The organism is Bacillus sp. FJAT-25509 (assembly GCF_001420605.1).
Lineage (GTDB): Bacteria > Bacillota > Bacilli > Bacillales > Bacillaceae_G > Gottfriedia.
In genome coordinates this window covers 1-24,131 of record NZ_LJIZ01000008.1, presented here as the reverse complement: position 1 = coordinate 24,131, position 24,131 = coordinate 1, and the positions used below count along the sequence as shown (strand labels likewise).

The window sequence follows — 24,131 nt, the reverse complement described above, 5'->3', positions numbered from 1 at the left end:
TCACCATTAGTGAAATGGAGAGAATAAGTGGGTTAACGAAGGTAATAAAGAAGAGCATAAAAGGCTTGATAAAAAAATAGGGAAAAGGCTTTAGGTGACTATGTTCGTCCCTTTTTCCTTTTCCCCTTTTCTATCAGTTTTCTCAGTCAGAATACTTATGCCAATAAAAAGAAGGTAACCTTCACACTAAATTGTACCCTTTGTAAAGAACGATAAAAAAAAGGGTATAATTTACAAGGGTTAGTTGCCTCCTTTTTCCTATTCTATTAATCCTAAAAAGTTTTTTCCAAGTATGTATTCCTTTTCGTTATCAGGAATTAAAAGGGATTCCACCCATCTTTTCTTGTCCGAATAGTCATATTCATTAAATGTCTTCATTCCATATGGTCCGTCACAGCCAAAAAGAACTTTACGGTAACCTAAAGCCTCTACCGCTTGTTTTACAATTGACGGATTAAGATAATCACTTGATGTATCAACATATACATTTGGTTGTTCCTTAACGTATTTCCATAGTTTTTTCCAAAATGGTAGACCAGCGTGAGCATAAATTAATTTAAGATTAGGGAATTTTTCAGGTAGATATTTATAGGAGTTAATCTCAGAAGAAAGATGAATAATCATGGGTACACCTTTTGATTCACATAGAGCAGCAACTGGTTCAAGAGCTTTAATACTATAACCATGCATAAATGGATGAGCCTTTACCCCAATAAAACTAGGGTTATTAAGATAGAAATCTATTTCTTCCATAAAATTAGGAATCATAGGGTTGACAGCTACCCAACCTAGAAAACGGTCTGGAAATCTAGCAATTGCAGTAGCCACGATCTCGTTTTCCGGCTCGGTAAAAATCTTATATGTGTTACCATAAAGTTTCAAATAGCCATCTTTCACTAATCCATCATAAATTTTTTGCCCAATTTGAGGTGTATTAAGTATTAGAAAACGGAATAATCGCTGTATCTGATACTGAGTGGTACTATCCGATTCAAACATTGTTTCACTCATAGGCGGGATTAGAGCAGTTTTTGCTATATGATTTCTATCCATCTCCTCTATCATTTTTTCTAAAGTCAGCATGGATTCATCCACGTGAAAATGACAATCAATAATTATATAAATCTCCCCATTTCTATTATTTTCAATGTATTGAATTATCAACAGTGAACTCAAATTTTAAAATTGAGCACTTTTAGCCCATTATTACTAGTATCAAATATATGCTTTGAATAAAAACTTTATTAAATTAAAGACTTCTGTGCAGATCAAGAAATATTCTTACTTTATAGCTTTTCTCCATACTTAGAGGGTGCGGTTAATCCTAATTTTTTCATGATTTCCTCCTAACATTAAATTATTCATATTTAATGTTAGCAAAATATTAGAAGGAAAAGTGTTCCATAAATGACATTTCTTTATACTTTTTTGGAATATCCATCAAACCATCCTATGGTATAATATAACAATTAATCTAACAGATTTAGAAGGTGTTTGTGATGACTTATTTAAGTAATTTGACCAAAAAAATAAAACCTTTTTTTATAGCTGTGATGATAGGTAGTCTTTTTATTATTAAACCTCAAAATATTGATTTGAAAATAATTTTAATGTGCATTTTAGGTGGTTCTCTTATATTAGAATCTTGTATTTTAAGTTACAAAAATAAAAAGGTGACTAATCGTATCGATTTGTTTTTTGGTTTGTTTTTAATTTTTTTTTCTATCTTTCAAAAAATAAATTAACGTTCATTTGTAAACTTCAAAAGCTCCAATATTGTATCAAGTTTTTCGTTCATTATAAAAGGTGTTACAGGATTATAAAGGCGAACTGAATTTCCTTTAATAACTTGTTTAACAGCTTCTTCTACCTTCATAACTTCTTTTAATTCAATTACCTGTTCAAAACAATCTATATCTTTATCAATAAAGAGTCTAGAGCCACTTTCTCGATCCGTTATAAATTCATAATAGTACTAAAGCAAAATAGGGAAGGATTAAGGTGACTGCAATATTCCCTACTTCCTTTCCCCTATTTTCTTTTGTCAATTGTCATTCTGATTTTGACAAAGGTTTATTATTTTAAAACAAGCTCAACCACGCACTCACATGTGTGGACTTTAATTGACAAAACATTGAATGTTGGTGGGTTTACTAACATTCTTAAAAGCTTTTTATCTCCAGGTAACCTTCATACTAATCCATACCTTTTATTATATATTCGAAAAAGAGGCTAACTCCATAAATAATGAAAGCAGCCTCTTTCTCTTAGATATCCTTTACTTTTTTAATTATTTGCCGGAGAAGGTGCGCTGCTTTCAGGTTGCTTCAGCACTTCTTCTGGGCTGAGCGGTTGTTTATCCCCCGGATATGGTTGATCAAAGCCTTCTGTTGCGTACCAAACTGAATGATTCAGCATGTTGGCGTTGACTTCATCCGGAGAAGCATTTTTTCCGGTGAATAGGTGCTTGTTCTTGTTAGACCATTCCGTCCATTTTTTTGAAAGTTCTTTTGACTCTGGTGTAACTTGTTCTGTATTGGCAAGTGCAGCCGTATTGGAGTTCGGCTGTCCGTTTAAAGTATCAAGCGGTATCTGGTTAGGCTCGAAGTTATATGGTGTAAAGTCAGGCTTGTCTGTAAAGAGTTCACTCATTGGTTCTGCAGCTGCATCATTTTGGTTCATGGCAGGGAGACCAAGAATTTGCTCGATACTTCTTACCATATTTATGACCGTCCAATAATGGCTGTCTGTAATACCTTTTTTCACCCATGGACTGATTACATGCGCAGGCTGACGATGACCATCGACATGGTCTAATCCATTCTGTGAATCATCTTGAGTAATGAAGATGACTGAGTCCTTCCAATAAGGACTATGTGAAATAAGGTCAACGATTTTACCAATAGCAAGATCATTATCCGCAACCATTGCCTGTGGTGCAGGAGAACCTGTTGCATTTCCTGCAGTATGGTCATCCATTACCCACAACGTGTTTAAGGCCGGTAAATCGTTATTTTTGACGTGTTCTTCAAACCTTTGCTTAAATATTTCAAATCGATATTGATCTGGAATATTCGTATCAAAGGTTGGGAAAGGTTTATAGGTAATCGGTCCGAGAGATGGAATATCATATGTTGCCGAATAGTTTCCTATTGGTACATGAAGATCGCCCTCTTTCTGACCGGAAAGGATCTGATAATCTTTGTACCAGTCCGTCCAAGTACCAAAAGGTGCTGATCCGGAGAAACCTGTTGTATCTTCGCCGAAGTTTTCTACAGATAAATTATTTTTTGCTGCTTGATCCCATAAGTGTCCTGTAGGTGCGTACGCCATAGGATCCCCGGCCCCTCCAGGATAGCTTCTAACATTAGCTGAATCTGTTTCTTTATCCTCATAGTCCGTGTTAGTTCCTTGCATTACCCATTGGTGTCCGCTTGCTGATTGAATACCTGAAGTATATACGTTATCAAGGAGCGGGAAGGTACTTGCAAGTTTGTGAATGTTTGGAGTTACTGCTTTTGGGAACTGAGTTAAGGCTGGTTCTCCATTCCCTTTACCTAAATCTCCTAAAACCTGATCATAAGTGCGGTTTTCTTTAATAATATAGAATACATGTTTAATTGTTGAAGGCTCACCAACCCGCTCAGGCATAGCAACAGGTTTTTTATTTTGACGAGGTTTTGCGTTTAGGTTCTTTAAACCAAACCAGTTGTTGTCGGCAAAAACCTGCTTGGTTCCTTTTGCAAGATCCTCGGCAGATGGGAATGGGATTAATGAAAGAGAACCAATTTGGGCATATGACGATTTCCCGGTAACCTTAATTCCTTGAATCGTTAAATCACGTGCAGGTCCACGTGAACCAATACCATCCGCATTAGCAACGATTAACTTCTTATTTTCAGAATCAACAGCGATATCTACTGGAAACCAGGCTGTCGGCAAGAGTCCTTGTAGTTCAGGAGTCTTTTTAGGTCCTTGCCAATCGTATACTGCAATCGCATTATCCCGCCCAAGGCTTACCATTAATTTATTATCTACCACTTTCACAGCGTTAGGTGCTGATCCTTTAGCAGCATTAGGGTATGGTTTAATGTCTATTGTTTGTGCGACCGTATTAGTTTTGGAATCAATGACAGAAACCGTGTCGCTATTTGTATTTGCTACAAATATGTATTGGCCAGACTGCGTCATACGTTCAGGTTGCACACCAACTTCGATCGTTTTTATTACTTTATTCGTAGTCAAGTCAATAACAGATACTGTTCCTGTCGTCGTTGCTCCTGTTTTAGGATCCACAACCACTTTTGTCCCTGAAGAATCTACCGTTGTGTCCCCTTCTTTTGCGGCACGGCCCCCCTGATTCGTTACATAAGCAAAGTTGTCTTTAACTAATACACCTGTAGGCGCATTTTCTACTGCTACTTTAGTTACAGACCCCGTTTGAGGATTAATAACTCCAAGGCTGTTATCACGATTTAGGGCAACTAGCAGCTTACCTTCTTGCGTAACCGCTATATCAAGTGGATTAATATTTCCGCCAACAGATGCTTTCGGCAGATTAATGCTTTTTGTGACAGATGGGGTTCCATCTTCACTAACTGACAAGACGACTACTTTTCCGGTTGTTCCTGATGAACCTGTTGCATATAACTGGCTACCATCCGCAGAATAAGCTAATCCCCACATTTGAGAGAGGCCAATAGATAAATCTTGAGTAGTTAATTTTCCGGTCGAAAGATCAACAATGTTAATTCCTTTTCCACCGTAATTATTGCGTCCAACGATAGTTGCTGCTGTCTTACCATTTGGATGTACAGCAACCGATATAGGGTTGCCCCCAAATTCAATTTGTTTTCCTGCTGGTGTGATAAGTTGATTGACAGGTGTTAATACAGAGCCGTCTGCCTGATTGCCTACGAGCCTGTTTCCAAATGCATTATCATTTGCAGCATAAGCACCGGCAGATCCTAACAAAACCGTACTTAAGGCAACCCCAGCGATCAATTTTGTCTTATTTACTTTTTTCTTCATTAATTTTCACTCCTTTCTGAATCTTCTTAAAGAATACTCCTATTCTTTTAATCTACTACTCCAATTTAGTAAATTTATATAAAGGTTATATTTAGTAGAGTTAAGTATTAATTAGTAAATTTTTCCTAAAAGAATAGGGTAATTGAATAATCTACCACATCAAAACGTTGGTATATCAATATTGGTAGTCCTTGTATGCTCAATCTCTCATCTAAACAAATTTACATAATTTAAATAAAATACAAGTAAATAACATAAATAATTACTTACTATGAATTTGAACGGCCCCATCTAATCGGGGACGTAGTAGAACAATTACTGCGTAAAAGAAGTAGAAAGATAGGATTTAATTCTAAATGTACTCCAGGAGTCTAGACCGTTTACCGTTATGGGCCAGAAATGATCATATAAATGGAATTCATAAATAGAAAAAAGAACCGTTTTTAAAACGATTCTTTGATATAACGACAAGAATGAGCATAAAGTCTACAGCCAAAACCAAAGACCTAATTCCCGGGATACAATAAATACTAAACACTTCCTAAACGGTTTTCTTAAAGTTATGACTGAAATCATCAACGATGCCGTTGGATTCATAGTTCTTATGTAGCCATTTATACAGAATAGGAATCATAAATAAGCTGATAAATGTGGAGCTAACTAACCCACCAATCACAACTATACCGAGAGTTTGAGAGATAATGGTGTCAGTTCGAGATGATAAAGCTAAAGGCATTAGTGTTAAAATTGTTGTTAAAGCAGTTGTGAGGATCGGCCTAATTCTAGATAATGTACCTTGTAATAGTGCTTCATCTAAACTATATCCTGCCAACCTATTTCTCTCTATTTTATCTACTAATACAATACCATTCGTAACGACGATTCCGGTTAACATTAACAGCCCGACCAGAGCGGCCAGGTTCCATTCTAACTGGAAGATTAGCATTCCTGCGACTGATCCAATGAAGGCAAGCGGTATACAAATTAATACTGTGAGAGGTGCCTTCCATCCCCTGAATACACAGCTGATAATGGAAAGAACGATCAAAATGGAAAATGATAAAGCTATGCCCATTTCATAGATCATTTCCTTTACTTGCTCAGGAGCTCCTGTAAAAGAGTATTTGACTCCTTCGGGCAGCGGAGTATCCTTAAGTACATTTTTAACTTGTTTCGTTACTTTCCCTACATCTCTAGAGAGAATGTTTCCATTAATAACAGCGTATGGATGACCATCCTTTTCTTGTATCACAGATGAATCTGTTATGGGAGCTGCAACAACAAGCTGATTTAATCTAAAATTTCTTCCCTCTTTATTTATAAACGATTCGTTACCCATCTGATTTAATAATCGCAGAGCCGGATCTGTTTCATTGATTGTCTGGTCGTTCTTACTATCCACACTCTTAAGATGTAAAGCGATAGGATATGTATTATTGTTAATCGAAATCTCGCCTATTGTGCCTTCAGCAGTGTATAACTTGAACCTATTTATTATATCTGATAAATTCAGACCATTTTGTTCAATCATCTTTCTGTTTAAGGTTAATTGATATTGAGAAACTGTTCCTTCTTCATCAGCCAAACCTTGTACGGCAAGGCCCGGTATCAACTTTAGGCGATTTCCAACAGAGCGTGATAAATTTTCAAGAGTTTGGCTATCCGCACCACTTAGATTAATTTTTAATAAAGAGTCATCTCCCGAGATACTCTTATCAGTTACCGTGTAAATTGCTGAACTTTTAAGAGAATTCAACTGCTTTTGTAATTGGCTGGTCATTCTATTTTTATCTGCACTTTTTCTAATACTTAGGGACAGATTGGCTATATTCGGCTGCTGTATCCATCCACCTCCAGCATCAAATACATCGTCTGATTGAGGAGTGAAAGAAGAACCGAGGCCGGAAGAAAATGAAGAAACGTTTGGATTCATTCGCAAAAGTCCTTCAACTCTCCTCACTTCTTCGTCTACTTCACTCAGCGATGTATTTTTCGGTAATTCAATTTGAATGCCGAGCTGCCCTGTATTATTCGTCATGGTCAGGAAATTTACAGGAAGCAAGGCTGAGGCTACACCCAAAACAACAAATATAATTACAGTTATTGTACTAAAAAGCTTCCTTTTCTGAAAAAACCAGCCATAAATCTTATCAGAACGTTGAGCCATGAAATCATCGTGTGCTGTGGGCTTTCCTTTCCAGATAAGATTATATAGAGCAGGAACGACAAGAACTGAAACTACTAAGGAAATAATAAGAGCAATAACAACAGACCATGCAAAACCTGAAAAGGCTGCGCCAACGAGACCGCCGACAAGGGCTATGGGAATATAAACGGCAACCGTAGTGGCCGTAGATGAAACAATCGCTGGAATCATCTCTTTTACAGCTAGCGTAATAAATGAAAAGCTTTTTAATTCTTTTCCTTCTTTTACTTTTCTGTTGATATTGTCTAAGATCACAATCGAATCATCCACAACTCTTCCCATCGCCACCACAAGGCCGGAAACGGTAAGAATGTTAAGGGAGATTCCTAATAACTTTAGGATGCCGGTAGTAGCTAAAAGACAGATTGGCAAGGAAATAGCAATCAATAAAGTGGAGCGTACATTGCGAAAGAATAAAAAAACGCAGATCATGGAGAACAAGCACCCCAATAATCCCTCTTTAACGAGTCCCTGTAAAGAATGGTTCACCTGCTGCCCTTGGTCAAAAAGTATGGAAACTTTTACATCTTTATTTTTAATCGGTGTTATATCTTGTAGTCGGCTGTGAATGCTTTTCGACAAATTGGTAATATTTGATGAAGGCGTTTTTAATATATCCAGTACTACACTCGGTGTACCTTTTGTTCTGGATATGGTCTGAAGATTAACAATCGAATTCGAAATATCTGCCACGTCAGATAGAGAAATGGTCTTACCATCAGCCCGACTTATAGGCAACTTCTGCAGATCTGTTTTGTTCAGCCCCCAGCCGTTCACTTTTATGGGAAGTGTCATCTGGCCGTCTGATAAGTCCCCTTCTGTTTCAGTTGTGTGTTGTTGTTTGAGGGAATTATTGATATCATCCACACTAAAACCGGACTTAATTAAATCGTCCTTGCGAATTGAGATGGCGTATCCAGCGTTTCCACCGCCTGACACTTGAATGTCCTTTATTCCAGGGACAGTTTTAAGTCCTTTTACCACTTCTTCTTGTACTGAAGTCCTAAGTATGTTTTCGGTAATATTGACATTATTGCTTTTTAGACTGATTGTCATAATAGGAAGCGAATGCGTACTAAGGCGGTTCACAAGGGGTTTGTCGGTTCCTTTTGGCAATGAAATTTCTTCTATCGCTTTATTCACTTGCTGCTCTGCCTTTTCCATATCATATTTCATAGGAAAATTTAGACTTATAAACGCGCCCCCATTAAAGGAATTGGTTTCCACATCCTGAAGATTGTCTACTACCCTGACCGCTTCCTGGATCGGCTTTGTTATATATTCTTTAACCTGATCAGCCTGTAGACTCTGTGCTTTTACCGTAACCGTAAGTGTAGGATTATTAATTTCCGGTAGATAATCCCTCTGCATTTGAAAGGCTGATATTGCACCCCATACTAAAACGATGACAGTAAGGGTAATAATGAGGCCAGCTCTTCTGATAGAGGCTTGTAGTAAACGATTCATTTTCTTCCGATTCTCTCCTTTATAAAGAAATTATTATGTACGTATACAGACAGTAGATGACCAACCATAGTTGTAAAACTAAGGTCATCTGTTTCACCATTTGCTTTAAATGACACAGCAAGCAATCTTGTTGCCTTCTTTACTCTCCTTTTTAATAGATTAATCCCCATCTGTTAATCTACAATTTCAGATTTGTAAAGCTATATAAATTCTTTGTTAAACCTATTAATTGAAGATCTATCTCCTAAAGTTCTTCATTAACTTTTCGAAAGACCTGCAATAGTCAAGATGGTAACCGGATCCATTACAACCTCGTAAATCCTTTCGAAGAACAAAAAAAAGGCAACAGCCACAAGGGTTTAATTGCCTCCGTTTTCCTATTCAATTAATTCTAAAAAGTTTTTTCCGAGTATGTATTCCTTTTAATTATCAGGAATTAGAAGGGATTCCACCCATCTTTTCTTGTCCAAATAGTCATATTCATTAAATCAAAGACTTCTGAGCAGATTCAATACACCTTAAAAACAAAAGAATTATTCTTTCTTTTTTACGAATTTGTTTAGAAGCTCACTTAGGGGGATTTTTCAACGTTGAAATCAATGTAGGATTAAGAATTGGAGATACATAGTTTTTCCCAACCAATATGTACTGTGATACAAAATTTAGAAAGTCATCAACCGAACGAACATTATAGTTATTGTCACATGGTTTTCGGTCATTAATTACTGGATGTGTATGGTGAGGATCTGTTGCTACACCATGATTGTGTTCATTTTCAAAAGAACAGATATTTCCTGAAGGATTACTTTTTTCTTCCCAACAATAGCGATATTGTATTAAATGACCATTCGAATCATACCACTCTCTGATTCGAGCCTTCGTATTTCCAAACTGAGGGTGTGGTTTTAAATCAATATTGAGTTGAACTTTCATGATACCACCTTTTAGGGGAACAAGATTTAACATAGGAGGAGAAGTTCGAAAAATCACTTCATACTTGATTAATAAGTTATAAAATTTGGAAGGATTAATCATTCTTACCCTCCTTGCGTCTAAGTAATAAATTACGTTTTTCTTCCTCTAACTCTTTCCAATCAAAGATATCAACAGACTCAGCCGAATGATCAATATCTTCATCGGTGTAGTTTCCGAAAAGCTTGTAAAAATTATCTCCAAACTGTTCTTCATATTCATGGATTTGATCATTGATCAACGCAATGCGTTCGTCAACTGTTTGTTTTCTGATTCGTTTCATTTGATAATTCCACTGAATTTGAAAAGCCATTACAGGATTTTTCCACGCTTCAATAGCATGCTTAGGTATTTTTTGTTGTCCTTTTTCACCAACTGCTTCCAAGCCCCTATCAATATACTTGTAAATCATTTGACGTGAGACACCTAATTCTTTTGAAGCCTGAGTAATAGACATTAATTCCTTTAAATCGTAGTCAAATACTAATCTACCTTCTGAAGTAATCTGATAGAACCACGTATCAAATTTAATTTTCACATTATTAAAATCCATTTTTTCCTCATGAATTTTTGAGGAGATATCCATCATTTCTTTCAAAAGGGAAGTTAATTCAGCATTTATTATTACCTCTGGTTTTAAATTAAATTTAACCTTTTTCGGCATAACATAATGTAGAATGTCATCATAAACTTCACTCATACTAACAGCCAAGTTGTTCATTAAAAACAATGATTCTTTCTCGTATCTAACAACATCTTGTTCACTAATCGCTTGATCAATTTGTTCTTCTGTCAATTTTAAAGTCAATGTACTCATCCTCATATCACCTCACACCCCTATCTTAGCATAGTTTACACTTTTTAAATATTGTATACTTAACAATTTTAAAATATTGTCACATTTTGTGTAATTTTAATAAATTTATTAATTGATATCAACTAAATTAGTGCAAGATCAACTTTCGAAAAAATACTGTTCACACGTGATGAACACCCTTAATTAGAATCTAATAAAATTTTAGAATATTGAACAAAATTGGTATTCGATATTTAAAGATATATAGATACTCAGTATACTAATGAATAGGGGGCAGCCATATGATTGAAAACAAAAATTCACGAATAATTAAAACGACTATATATTTCGGGTCATTTTTAGTGGTATTTCCGCTCAGTATACCACTCATGATAATCATGACATTTATGACAGATGATCCGTCTGTTACAAATTCAACAATTGATTGGATGTGGTACGGATATTTAGCATTTATCAGTTTATCAGGTTCAACGGTATTGAACTTTATATTCAAACATATTTTGGGAAACAAAAATACGAAAAAAACATGGATAATTTATATCCTGCATTTAATCTTGATACCATCTACTACAGGACTTTATGAAACGCTACTGTTTCAGTAAAAGGTAAGTTTGTAATATTGAAGGATTGCATAATGCAAAGGAAGAGATAGAAAAGAAGGTGTTTTAATGTCATTTAATAAAAAGAACTCAATGGCGATATCTTTTGCAACTATAATATGCTTGTTATTAAGTGGTTGTAAAGGAACTACAATTGAATCGAAGTTTGAAGATCAAGAAAGAAACCATTCGGCAGAAAAGGTGTTCGACAAAGTATACAAAGAAGAAGGATTTATCGGAAAAACAAATGTGTATACATCTGAAAATAAAGAAGTGGTTGTCGAAACAGTTGTGAAAGATACGAAAAAGTTTTACATCGTTCCACTACTTCTTGCATTTGATCATGTTCAAAATAAATTACGAACAAATTTTGATGTACATGTGAAAGTGTTGAAATCATCGGATTATGATTCCTGTACAAAAACATTTAAACGTGATGGTGAGTTACGTGGGAAATGGTATGATAAATGCAACATTACCTATGATCATGGATATTACACTAATGGAATGGGTACCAAAAAAATAGAAAATAAATAAATAAATAAATAAATAATTTTTAAACTCATAAAATAACAGGGAAAAGGATAAGGGTGACTACATTAGTCCCTCCATCCTTTCCCCTGTTTGTGCCTTTTGTCAGTTGTCTATTCTGATTTTAGAAAAGGTTTATTATTTTAAAACAAGCTCTGCCACACACTCCACGTGTGCAGTATGCGTTATCATATCTCTATATCAATTTTTATTATATATCCTCACATACCCTATAAAATCATTCACACTAATGAACCGACCCTCATCCATTCGAGTTACCCATTTTATTTTAAAAACAAATCTACTTATAAATTTTAAACAACTAAAAAGGAGTGCAAAAAATGCACTCCTTTTTTACATACAATTATATTACTTTAGAATATTGTATACCTACATAAACTACTACTTGATGATTTTCCCCATCATTTTCGAGCAATAAGTACTCGCTATTTTCTTGTTTTTTCCCATCAACTAACCATGTTGATTCATCTTGGTTTTGGCCACAAAAAACCTCAATTGAATAGACCGAATTACCATATATGTAATCAATACTAAATGAGTCCCACTCTATAGGAACACAAGGTTGTATATATAGACGGTTTCCTCTACACTTGATTCCCAAAATATATTCTAGACCTGCTTGGTACATCCAACCAGAAGCACCTGTATACCATGACCAACCTCCACGTCCTTCATGTGGATTTGCTGTGTAGACATCGGCCGACATTACATATGGTTCATTTCCATATGATTTAATATCACGAATATTTTTTGTATGAGAGATTGGGTTTAAAATAGAGAACAGATCAAATGCCTTATCACGACGATCTAAGATTGCCCAAGCTACAATTCCCCAAATAACTCCATGAGTATATTGCCCACCATTTTCTCGAATTCCAGGTGGGTAGCCTTGTATATACCCCGGACTTGGATATGTTTTATCAAATGCTTTTGTTAGTAAACGTGCCAGATTCAAATCTCGATCTACAAGTTCACGATCAAATGAGCGCATTGCTCTTTCCTGACGATCGATTGGTGTCCCGTTAGCAATAACTGACCAAGACTGAGCGATAGCATCAATTCGGCACTCGATATTCTCCATTGAGCCAAGCCATGTTCCTGCGTCAGTAAATGCACGACGGAACCAAGTACCATCCCAAGCATTTTTATTCATGTTTATTTCCAATTGAGCTACTTCATGTTCAAATTGCTTTACGATATCTTGTGAAAGGATACCCTTTTCAAATTTCAAAAACCTCTTTAAAATATCTAATAAAAACCAACCTAGCCACACACTTTCCCCACGTCCCTTAGCACCAATCCGACTCATTCCATCATTCCAGTCACCTATTCCCATTAATGGAATACCATGTTCACCAAACTTCAAAGAATGTTTAATCGCGCGTAGACAATGTTCTAGAACTGACCCCTTCTCATCAGACACAACAGTATCCTCATAGCGCTCCAATTCTCCTTCTTTTAGCACTTCACTATACAAAAATGGTACCTCTTGTTGGAGAATTTCTAGGTCTTCTGTCTGTTCTATATAACGTGAAACAGCATATGGTAGCCACAATAAATCGTCAGAAAACATCGTTCGAATTCCTTTGTGAGTTTCTTCATGCCACCAATGTTGAACATCACCTTCAAGGTACTGATGCGCTGCGTTTATATGTATTTGGTTTTTTAATATTGTCGAATCTACATGTAAAAAGGCTAGTGAATCTTGCAATTGATCCCTATAACCAAATGCGCCTCCTGCCTGATAAAAAGCAGTGCGAGCCCATAATCGACAACTAAGTGCTTGGTACAGAAGCCACCCATTCATCATTATATCCATCGCTCGATCAGGTGTTTTAACTTTCACTTGTCCAAGAGTACTCTCCCAGTACTTTTTAACGTTTGAAAATGTTTCTTCATACGCAGAAGGCCTTCCGTATTGCTGTACTAGTGAACACGCTTCTTGTTTGGAAGCTGCACAACCAAGCAATATGCTAATCGTCACTTCTTCGTTAGCTGGAAGTTCGATAACAGTTTGTACGGCCCCACAAGAATTTGAAAACACACCAGTTTTCTTGTTAAGTGCTTCTTCTAATAATGCTGTTGGACACTCTAATGTATTGCCCCGCCCAATAAATTCTGTACGGTCACTCGTCCAAGAATACGTCTGATGAGAATTCGCTATCGTTTCTGGAAGCGCAATATGTATAAAACCAATCGCGTCACGAAACTTTTCTTGGTACTTGTTTTGTGCAAGTAGTGTACTATTATCTAAATTCCATTCTGTAACAATGAATGGTGCTTGAGCCTCTCTAAGTACCCCTAGAACCCATTCAGCATAATACGTTATGGCTATCTTCTTTAATTTATCACTTTTATTAAATAATCGAAGTCTAATAATTTTCAAAGGATCATCTAACGGAACTGTTGTATCCATAGTAGAAACTACATCTCCATCAAGTTGTTCGAAACTACTATATCCCCTACCATGTATAACCTTATATGTTCGATCACCACCCGCAGGTTTTTGAGTAGCTGACCAAACTTGATTTGTTCCAAGATCTCTTATATAAAGACATTCACCAGGAGGATCGAGGACCGGATCATTATTCCAAGGCGTAAGTTTACATTCACGGGAATTTCGCCACCAACTATATCCAGTACCTAATTCAGTTAATAAGCATCCAAATCTTGGATTAGAAATTACATTACTCCATGGTCTAGGTAAATGCTCTCCGTTTTTTACAATCATTTGATACGCATGGCCATCATCGATAAAACTACCCCTACCATTAAAAAATTCACCAACAGGGATACTAATCGCTCGCTTCTCGTGGTGTATTTGTTTTGAAACCTTGATTTTCCGTATTGGATGTAAATATTTTTCTAATAGACGTAATTGTGCACGTAAACTTGGCCCTCCTGCTTTCAATACTACTCGGGCAACAGCTAAGAGTAAATTTCTTTCATCCTCTGACAACTGGGTTGACTTCAATACAACAATTCGATTCATGTGATAGATTCCACGAGAAATAAGATTTTCATTTAAAGTCCTCATGAACTGATCTTGATAATTGCCAATTGTCTCATCTAATACCACTAAATCAATAGCTAACCCCATCTTCACTAAATATTGATGCTGACAAGCTAAAAGAGTAACAAAGGACAAATCAGACTCTTTTTTGATGGAAACTAAAATAATTGGCGTGTCCCCACTAATACCTAGAGGCCATAAGGAAGATTGTCCCAATTTATTGTGTGAAATTGCCTCACTACGAATTTTTGTTAACGGTGGGTTAAATAGAAGTCTTCCCGCTAAAATGTTTGCATCAGTAGCTTGCTTAGGTGTTAAATTCATCTGTCTAAGATCAATTTGTGATCGTACCCAAGCCAAGTGGAATGCTCGATCAACTTGTTTAGAATCACTAAAGCGCTGTACTATTTCAAGCGCTTGTTCATGACTTTTTGTAACACCAGTAACAAAATAAATAGTAGCGGTCTCATTAGTTCCCAATTGTAATGAACGCCTCATTGAAAACGCCGGATCAACAACGGAACCAGTTGATCCTTTTAGATGTGAGTAAATACCTTTTGGTGTTTCAAGAGTATTACCACGACCTATAAATTCTGCCCGATCTGTTTCAAATTCGTAATCGCCTTTCTCACGTCCATCTACAAAAATTGTGTGAACTGCCCAGATTTCATCCTCCTCATCCTCTCGCGGACGACGCTTAGCTAGCAAACATTGTGCATTTTTATCGAAGCTAGTTTCAATAAAAAGCTTACTAAATGCTGGGTGTGCACTATCTGCAGACTGACTTGCTAGCGCTAACTCTAAGAAAGATGTTACTTCTAATGTACGATTTTCACTACTGTTGTTAACTATCTGAAGTCGTCGTATTTCTGCGTCAATCTCAGAAGATATCGTCAAATCAAGTTTATAAGATATCCCTTCTTTCGTTCCTTCATAAGTAGTTTTGTCAAAACGAAATTGTGTTTTCATATCCATCGTTGTCTCATAAGGGAAACCTGATGTACTCCAAGTTTCTTCAGAGTTGACATCATGAATAAAAATAATTGGCCCAGAAGTTCCTGAAACAGGATCTTCTTTCCATCTTGTGACAGCTAACCCATTCCATAAAATCATGCCTGTGCCATCGTTCGTGTTTACACTAGTTAAATGTCCATTTGACAAAACATTAACCTCTGGAATGGAGCTCGGTCCAGTAAATGTACGTTCAGTGTCATCCAAATTACCATCAAATTCAGGAGCTTTTGCATCAATTCCTATTGGTTTTTCAATTAATGCTGCTTTTACTGGCACTCTTTCTTGGAGTAGCAAGTCCGCTGCACAAACTCGTGGATCTTGATGGAATCGGTTTACCATAATATCATCAGTCAATAAATTGACAAGAGTTAACATACTCATACCTTGATGATGTGCCATAAAGCTTTGTATTACTTTATAATCCTGCCCCTTAGGCATTCTAGCTTTTGTAAAATCAACAGCTTCATAAAAGCCATATTCACCTTTTGCACCATATTCTTTAAATTTTTGAAGTGCCAAAAGAGCATCATCACCTGCATATGGAATAGCCATAATGGTTGCATAAGGTGCTAACACCAGGTTTCGCTCTAAACCTCGTTCAAGTCCAAGCCCTGGAACACCGAATGCACGATATTGATAATTTAATTGATAATCAAACGCGTAATATCCGCTTTCTGATATACCAAACGGGAGTTGATATTTATCTGCATATTGACGTTGACGATAAATAGCTCCTCGATAAGTTGATTCCCAAATGGTATTTTTAAATGTCCGCATAATCAAGCTTGGCATCATGTACTCAAACATTGTTCCCGACCAAGACAATAGTGTCTTTTTCTTATTAAAAATTGTCATAGTACGAGCAAGTGTAAACCAGTGAGAAACAGGAATCTGACCAAGTGCAATCCCTACGAAACTAGCTTGCCTAGCTTCTGAAGCAAGTAAATCGTATAGAATCGTATCTTTATGATTTGAGTCAACGTGATAACCAAGGCTAAACAAGCGTTCATCATTGTTATATAGGCATCTGAAATCTGTCAGTTCAATGAGTTGATTAATTTCAATAATAATATTTTCAATACGAGATTGAAATTCTTCTTCTCTTTTTTTCCATTCTATTAGTCCCTGTCTTACTACCATCATATAAGCAATAAAGTTTCCTGAATCAACAGTGGAAACATATCGAGGAGAAAGCGGCTTTGCAGAGCATGTATCATACCAGTTGAGCAGATGTCCATTCCATTTTTCCATATTAGAAATGGTTTTCATCGATAATTCGATTCGATCAAGCATTTTAGATGTATCAATAAAATCTAAATCACGAGCGGCTACAACACAAGTTAAATATAGTCCAATATTTGTTGGCGATGTTCGATGGGCAACGGTTTCATTTGATAGATACTGTACATTATCAGGTGGTAACCAAGATTCTTCTGATGTAACATATTTTTCATAGAACGACCAAATTTGAAATGCTAATTCCTTTAATTCAGCACGTGCTTTATCCAACCAATCTCTACTTTCAACTTTTAACGGTCGATTTAATTGCTGTATGATTGGCCTTGCTAAAAACCACATAATTAGTTCCACAGTACCAAATATGTAATTTAAAGTACCTTTGGAAAACCATGCCAATAGACCAAACAATATAATTACTGCATATCCAATAGACTCGTACATAAAGACTCTTTTTGTAGCAGGATTGTTACTAGTCTGAGCAAATGTGACCCACTCTAGCAAATTACGTCGGCTAATGTATAGCCGGTAAAGAGTTCGTAAAGTAGCATCTACTACAAGAACCGATGTAAACGGCAATGTTACAAATTTAACCAGATTCTGCATAAAATTAATCTTTATTGCACGAATGCTTCCTCTCCCAATTGCACCTTGTAAAAGTGAAAAAAGAAAGGGAAGAAAAACAGTTAAAAGTACGATTGTTTCCCAAACCCAAGCTTTACCCGGTAATACACTAAATCCTAGTAAGGCAATTAGTAAAAGAGCTGGTGCAAGTAGACTGCGGCGCAAATTATCAATAATGTGCCAACGTGTTAATCCACATAAATTAACTCGTTTATTCTCACCATTACGATCTACACAATTTTTTCCTAACCATTTTATAAGTTGCCAATCTCCTCGGATCCATCTATGCTCTCGATGTTGGAATGAATAAAAGGAACTCGGATACGACTCAACAACTTCAATATCAGAAGTTAGTCCTGCTCGAAGAAACCCACCCTCTAATAGATCATGACTAAGTACATGATTATCCGGTATCCGATTTACCAAGGTTTTTTGAAATGATTCTACATCAAAAATACCTTTACCTACAAAAATTGCATGACCAAACAAATCTTGATATACGTTTGATACGGCAAAAGAATACGGGTCAATTCCTGGCTCCCCTGCCCATAATGAAGTAAAGCGTGACTTTTGTGTTGAGTCAAAACTCACGCCTACTCGTGGTTGTAATAATCCGAAACCTTCAATTACGCGTGTTTCATCTGCATTTAATCGTGGTCGATTATACGGGTAATGAATGGTCCCAGCCATTCGGCCAACAACTCCAATTGGTAATTGGGTATCTTGGTCTATTGTAAATACATATCGAATCTTCCTTAATATATCTTTATCTCCATGAATTGTTGTAAAATTAGAATTATCACTACCAGTCAATAACTCAACAAACTCTACTATTTTTCCACGTTTCCTCTCCCATCCCATATAAAGATTGTCTGTTGGATTGTAAAGTCGGGATCTGTGAAATAAGAAAAATTTTTCTTCCCCATATTCCTTACACAATGCATCGATCCTTGAAGTAACATATGTCAATAGTTCATGATCTTCAGCTTTTGATTCAGTCAACGCATCTGTAAAATCACCTAAAATACCGAAATAAATATTATTTTGACGATTTGCAAGATAATGAACTAAAAGTTGATCCACTACTTCATCTACATCTTTGGTGTTTGACCATATAACTGGAATAACGACCATTGTACTAGCATCTTCCGGAAGTTCTTCTGAATAATCAAACCTTAAAAGTTTTACAGTGCGACTATATCGACAAATTAATTTATGGGCAATCGTTATAGCCCACTCACTAACAGGTAATACAAGAGCTACTATTATCGCTATCCACGATAAAGGTCGAAAGAATCCACCAGCTGTTATCCATCCACCAGAGAGAACCAATATTCCAATAAACAATAAAGCTACAGTTGATAAATACAAATACAATGGTCGTTTTCGTAAAGATATTTGTGGAAGAATACGTGGTCTAGTTTTCTTCAAAAGTGCTTTACGTATTTCTATGTTTCCTTGGGCATCAAACAAATAATAATCAATATAAGCCTTTCTCGGCATTAGATTTGTTTGATCCGGCTCTACTATTTTCGATTTGGCCAGATGTAGTGCTGTCTCAGCTACTAACATTTCTGGTACTTTTAACTTGTTTGCAATCTCTGCAACACGTCCACGAATTATGTCTCGACTGTCTAAATCTAAACTTTTATAATCGATAGTTGATGGATCAGAAAGTAAAAATTGTTCTAGATGTGAAATTTTTGTAAATGTTAATCTCCATGGCTGTCGCTCTAACTTATGCAAGCTTTGAACTAAATTCCCACAACTTACTTGCAAGTCTGCTTGCAATTGGTTCTCAAACGAAACCATCTGCTCAAGGCTAGATTCACTATTCTCTATGTGAGCTGCAAGCCAGTCATGAACGATATGCATATTCGGTTCCAATTCGCTCAAATGTCTCACTAAATGTACAATTTCAATTGGACCAAACGGTTTTTTACTTGCTTCTCTATCCAATAAAATTCGAATTTTATCGTCTGATAACTTTGTTATTTTTTCAAGAATTGAAGTAATAGAATCACATATTTCGTGACGACGTTGTACTTCAACCATCACTCCAGACAAACGGCGTATTAAAGTAACTCGCATAGCACTTGGCAAAGCCCAGCATTCTAGATCTTTTAGAACAGACACCTCTTGGTAGGCTTTTATATACCCTTCAAATGAGTTGACCTCATATCGACCACCCACATGCTCTAAGTAATCATTGCAAAGTGCATATATTCTTGGCATCCCAGTAGAATTTAACTTTGGTAGTTTATGTAGTGTTTCACGTGGCAGCTTACTTAACACTTCTTGAGCTTGAGTCTCTATAAAATTAATGTGATCTAGTAGCCAGTCTTCCGCTGGTTGCCTACAATTCACTTTATTGTTACTCAGTTTTTCTGCAAACGTATGTAGATTAGCCATATCTTTTCGAAATCCTGGCCAATAACGAACAATTAAAAAATTGTTCACAAAAATTTCCTGAGTTAAAGCAAACTCACGTCCTCTTTCTTTTAATTGTTCATTACTAAGTATCATATAAACCTCCTATGTAACTCGAAAAATAGTCCATAGTGGTAAATATTCCCTAAATCTTTTTTTTTATTTATGAAGGTTAAACTTTTTGGAACTAGGAGGATGAATTTTGAAAGAATGGAAGGAATAAAAACTTTTGAATCTGAAAAACTAAAAAACTGACCCTAAAGCACTTCAGTTTGGCAAATCTCTTAAAAGAAGAAAAAGGCAACGTACTAATTTCCGCTGCCTTTTATTTTGTACTATTTAGTTTTTAAAACAAGCTCTGCCACACACTCTACATGTGCAGTACGTAATTGACAATACATGAGATGATGTTTTAGTTTACATCTAATCGCTAAATATAAAGGACAATTGACCATTAGTATGAATACGAATTGGTGCCAAGTACTACAAGATTAGTTTATTGGTATCTAAATTATTAAGTACTCATACCGCTCTTCCCTCAAAGCCATAAAGCTTTTAAATAACTGATTTATTAACTGATCTAACTCTTGGCTACATTGAATGGTATTAGAATGAAGAAATCCATACTGCTTACAAAAATCATATAATTCATTTCTCTTTTTCTCTACCTCTAGTTTTGCTTGTTGTTGTAATAAAGTAGCCATCCCTAAACCCCTCCATTTAATAACTCTCCAGTAAGAATTCTATCTTGATGTGACTGCTGAAATAAGCTGCCCCGTTGTTAGCTTCTAAAACTGTTACAGTATCTAGAATATGAATGCCCTTTGCCATTAAAGTAATTTTATTAATCAATTGAAAGCGCGCTTTATTTTGTTAGTTCTCATGAAAGCTGGTGGATAAACGCTCAAACCCATAATCCTATCTGTAGTCTCTTTTCTCTACTTATTCCTATAGAATAGAGAAATAAAGTGTAAAAAACCGGCAACGTCATAATGAAGCGTCACCGGTTCTTGTCATCATTTAAGTCAACTAGGATCTATCAGTAGTTTCACATTTGATGTCATAACATACCAGTTGCTGTACTTGCTTATTATTTTGTCAAGACCAATCAAACGAATGGGGTACTCTAAGGCTTTTCATTTGCATTCTGAATGATTGTATTGAACCTAATTTATTTTTTCACTACAACTTTTTTCGCTTTACCTGTATTCCCTGCCTTATCTTTTGCATAAACGTAAAGGACTGTTCCCACTTTTTGTTTTTTATAAGAAACGGTATAAATTCCTTTACTGTTAGCAGTACTAGAACCAATGATTACTTTTCCCTTTTTCACATAAACTTTAGCACCCGGTTCGGCCTTCCCTGTTACTTTTGTATTAGTTATACTTTTAACAGAAGGAATTGCTGGTGGTGTTATGTCTTTTATTACTACCTTTTTTGCCGCTCCAACATTCCCCGATTTGTCTACTGCGTATACATTAATGATTGTTCCTACTTTTTGACTTTTGAAGGTAATAGAATAAATTCCTTTGCTGTTTACAACTGAGGAACCTATGATTACTTTGCCTGCTTTAGCGTATACGTTGGAACCTATCTCAGCTTTTCCAGATATTCCTGTATATGTCACCTTACTTACCAAAGGAATACTCGGTGCTGTTTTGTCTGGAACAGGCTTAGGAATTGGTTTGCTATATACTACATATAGCTTTCCTGCTGCCGTGGAACTTAATGAATTTCCATACATATCTTCTACTTTTACCACTATTTGTGCACCGTTTAATATAAGCTTGTTAGTTGCTTTCCAGTAGCCCTCATAGTGTCCAGTACCATTTCCTTTTGCATCCTTTACTTCGGTCATAACTACTTCAAAGTTGCTTAAACTTGCAGTTGGCACAAATGCTGCACTTGTTATGCCATTAATCGGAGCGTTAATTGTAAATACTGCCTTTTTTAATCCAGGCTCACTGTCGAATCCAACCTTTAATGTTTGATCTGCCTTTAATATTACATCACTCGATGGCATGATATTTTTAATTTCACTTATTGAATATTTTACATTAACTGTAATGCTCTTAGCAGTTTCATTTCCTGCCTTATCTCTAGCAACAACATTTATTACATTTTTACCTTCCTTGGATATAAGCTTTGCTGTCCAGTTTCCATTTGAATCTATATCTACCTTTGTTCCGTTTACATCAACATAATCTAGATCATCTTTAACTGTTCCTGTTACAGTTATTAATTGACTATTCATATATGCGTTATTTTGTGGACTTGATATTTCTAAAACTGGTGCTGTCTTGTCTACTATAACCTTTGTTTCCTTCGAATAAAGAGTAGATCCGATTTCTGTTATCGTTTTAGCCTTTAGTATATTAACTCCCTCTTGAAGTACAGCATCAATTGAGAAGCTTCCATCATCATTTGTCTTTCCATTTGCTATATCTTTATCACCGCTAAATATATGAACGTCCATTCCTGGAGCTGCCATACCTTTTATTGTTACTTTTTCATTATTTACATATAGGTTGTCCACTGGTGATGTTATAACTGGAGCTAGTGCTTCAAGCTTAACTGTTGATCTAATCATTACGTTTCCATAATCTTTACTTGCTATAGTGAATGGACCGTCTTTTACAAACACCCATGATCTTCTTGTTGGTACTGTCGTTTTATCCAATGCAATTGCTGGGCTTTGAGGAGCCATCTGATCCTGTATTAAAACCATATAAAAATCGCCTGTTACAACTATTTGCTGCGCGGATAAATCAACGACTGTCCATTTCCCTATCTCCTTAGAAGCAGTTGCATTAAACGGCCCTGCTATCATTTTTCCAGGGGCGCCATCCTTTCCACTTGCATCATAAACTGCCACCTTAAATGTTTTTCCATATGTTGTATCAAGCATAAATAATCCAGAGGTTACTATTCCTGTGGTCTCTCCCTCCGGAAGTGACATTCTTACTGCAAAGCCACCTCCAGCTTCCCATTGACCCACTGAATATTCTGCTGTTCCATCATCATAGCCGATCTCTCCTGGAAAATTTATAAATGGTTTTAGTTGAAGATCATGTGAGACATTTTCATTACCCGTAATATCTACAGTAAATTTCTCATCAAAATAGTTCTCTGCTGTAACTTGAACTGTATATTTGCCTTCATATCCAGTTATTGAATAATTACCGTCTGCATCAGTTGTAACTGGTGCTACTGCTGCATCCTCGATTAAGTAAACTTTAGCGTTTTTCACAGGTTTTCCTGTTTGCGCATTAGTGATTTTACCTGTTAATGTTCTCTTAGGTATTGGAGCCAATGTAATGTTTGTATTTTCAAGAACTTGGTTAGCTGCTACTTGAACCTTCTGATCATGTGGATAGTACCCATACTGTTCAGCTCTTAATGTATACTCTCCTTCTTTTACCTTAAAACTATATGACCCGTCTTGCGGATTTGTTTTTGTTGAACGACCATTTTCAACAATAGTCACTGTGGCTGATAATGGAAGTCTTGCTTTCTCAGTGTTTTCTTCTGATACTTGGCCTTTAATTTCAGCAAGTCCTGTCATAACTGATGTTACTGCCTTAAATGCATTAATCACACCATATCCATATCCATTGTTAGGGGTTTCAGGATATTCAGAGTTAGTACTAGGAGTTGCTGTTTCCTTTATTATTCTTTCAATCTCACTAACTGTTAAAGATGAATTGGATTGAAGTAATAATGCTACAAGTCCTGATGTATGTGGACCTGCCATCGAGGTTCCATTCCATCCCCCCTCATATTTACCTCCTGGAACTGATGATCTTATATTAACTCCAGGTGCTGAAATATCAGGCTTAAGTATTCCACCATATGGTGATGGTCCCCTTAATGAGAAATTGGCTAAGTTGTTGTTTATGTCAGTTGCCCCTGTTGCAAAGGATTCTTGATAGTTTGCAGGATTAGCAACTGATCCCGGCCCACCAGGATTGTATTGAGTTGTATTTCCTGCTGAAAATTCCGGGAATATATTTGCTGCTCTCCAATTTGTTACAATCGTTTTATACCAATCATTTACTTCAGGACCGCCTCCCCATGAGTTATTAACTACATTAGGAGCCATTTCTGGATGTGGTACGCCATTTTTATCTTTAGGAGCAAGCATCCATTCACCTGCTTCTATTAAATCTT

11 protein-coding genes and 1 pseudogene are annotated in these 24,131 nt (G+C 36.2%); 2 read left to right on the top strand and 10 right to left on the bottom strand.

The window, feature by feature from the left end:
- Positions 1-258: 258 nt before the first annotated feature.
- Positions 259-1,083, bottom strand: a complete 825-nt coding sequence (locus tag AN960_RS05395; protein ID WP_056467946.1) for an amidohydrolase family protein — start codon at positions 1,081-1,083, stop codon at positions 259-261.
- A 416-nt stretch (positions 1,084-1,499) separates the two neighbouring features.
- On the opposite strand from AN960_RS05395, the gene AN960_RS05390 reads away from it, so the two are divergent.
- Positions 1,500-1,745 (top strand): hypothetical protein, encoded by a 246-nt coding sequence (locus AN960_RS05390; RefSeq protein ID WP_056467943.1) that lies wholly within the window; start codon positions 1,500-1,502, stop codon positions 1,743-1,745.
- Here AN960_RS05390 and AN960_RS24985 read toward each other — a convergent pair.
- From AN960_RS24985 to AN960_RS05370, 6 genes are all read right to left on the bottom strand, one after another.
- On the bottom strand, positions 1,742-1,876 hold the full coding sequence (locus tag AN960_RS24985) for a hypothetical protein (RefSeq protein WP_286131598.1): 135 nt from the start codon (positions 1,874-1,876) through the stop codon (positions 1,742-1,744). The two genes, AN960_RS05390 and AN960_RS24985, sit on opposite strands and share 4 nt — an antisense overlap.
- A 410-nt stretch (positions 1,877-2,286) precedes the next feature.
- Positions 2,287-5,031: a bifunctional YncE family protein/alkaline phosphatase family protein gene (locus AN960_RS05385; protein ID WP_056467938.1), complete on the bottom strand. Its 2,745-nt coding sequence runs from the start codon at positions 5,029-5,031 to the stop codon at positions 2,287-2,289.
- Between the two features lie 541 nt (positions 5,032-5,572).
- On the bottom strand, positions 5,573-8,704 hold the full coding sequence (locus AN960_RS05380; RefSeq protein WP_056467935.1) for an efflux RND transporter permease subunit: 3,132 nt from the start codon (positions 8,702-8,704) through the stop codon (positions 5,573-5,575).
- Complete coding sequence (locus tag AN960_RS24360) at positions 8,701-8,874, bottom strand: hypothetical protein (RefSeq protein ID WP_156339625.1); 174 nt, start codon at positions 8,872-8,874, stop codon at positions 8,701-8,703. The genes AN960_RS05380 and AN960_RS24360 overlap by 4 nt, the downstream gene beginning before the upstream one ends.
- A gap of 397 nt (positions 8,875-9,271) precedes the next feature.
- Entirely contained in the window at positions 9,272-9,739 is a 468-nt protein-coding gene (locus AN960_RS05375) for a toxin-antitoxin system TumE family protein (protein ID WP_056467931.1), read from the bottom strand.
- Complete coding sequence (locus AN960_RS05370) at positions 9,732-10,493, bottom strand: helix-turn-helix domain-containing protein (protein ID WP_056467928.1); 762 nt, start codon at positions 10,491-10,493, stop codon at positions 9,732-9,734. Before AN960_RS05370 ends, AN960_RS05375 begins: the two co-directional genes overlap by 8 nt.
- Before the next feature lie 668 nt (positions 10,494-11,161).
- Here AN960_RS05370 and AN960_RS05360 point away from each other — a divergent pair.
- Complete coding sequence (locus tag AN960_RS05360) at positions 11,162-11,629, top strand: hypothetical protein (protein WP_056467922.1); 468 nt, start codon at positions 11,162-11,164, stop codon at positions 11,627-11,629.
- Between the two features lie 358 nt (positions 11,630-11,987).
- Here AN960_RS05360 and AN960_RS05355 read toward each other — a convergent pair whose 3' ends face one another.
- The 3 genes and pseudogenes from AN960_RS05355 to AN960_RS05345 form a co-directional block, all read right to left on the bottom strand.
- The gene (locus AN960_RS05355; protein WP_056467919.1) at positions 11,988-20,057 is read right to left on the bottom strand and encodes a glycoside hydrolase family 94 protein; all 8,070 of its coding nucleotides are present in this window, start codon (positions 20,055-20,057) and stop codon (positions 11,988-11,990) included.
- Positions 20,058-20,467: 410 nt separating this feature from the next.
- Positions 20,468-20,665, bottom strand: a complete 198-nt coding sequence (locus AN960_RS05350) for an aspartyl-phosphate phosphatase Spo0E family protein (RefSeq protein ID WP_056467916.1) — start codon at positions 20,663-20,665, stop codon at positions 20,468-20,470.
- A gap of 533 nt (positions 20,666-21,198) precedes the next feature.
- A pseudogene (locus tag AN960_RS05345) lies at positions 21,199-24,131 on the bottom strand (S8 family serine peptidase); the annotation flags it as partial.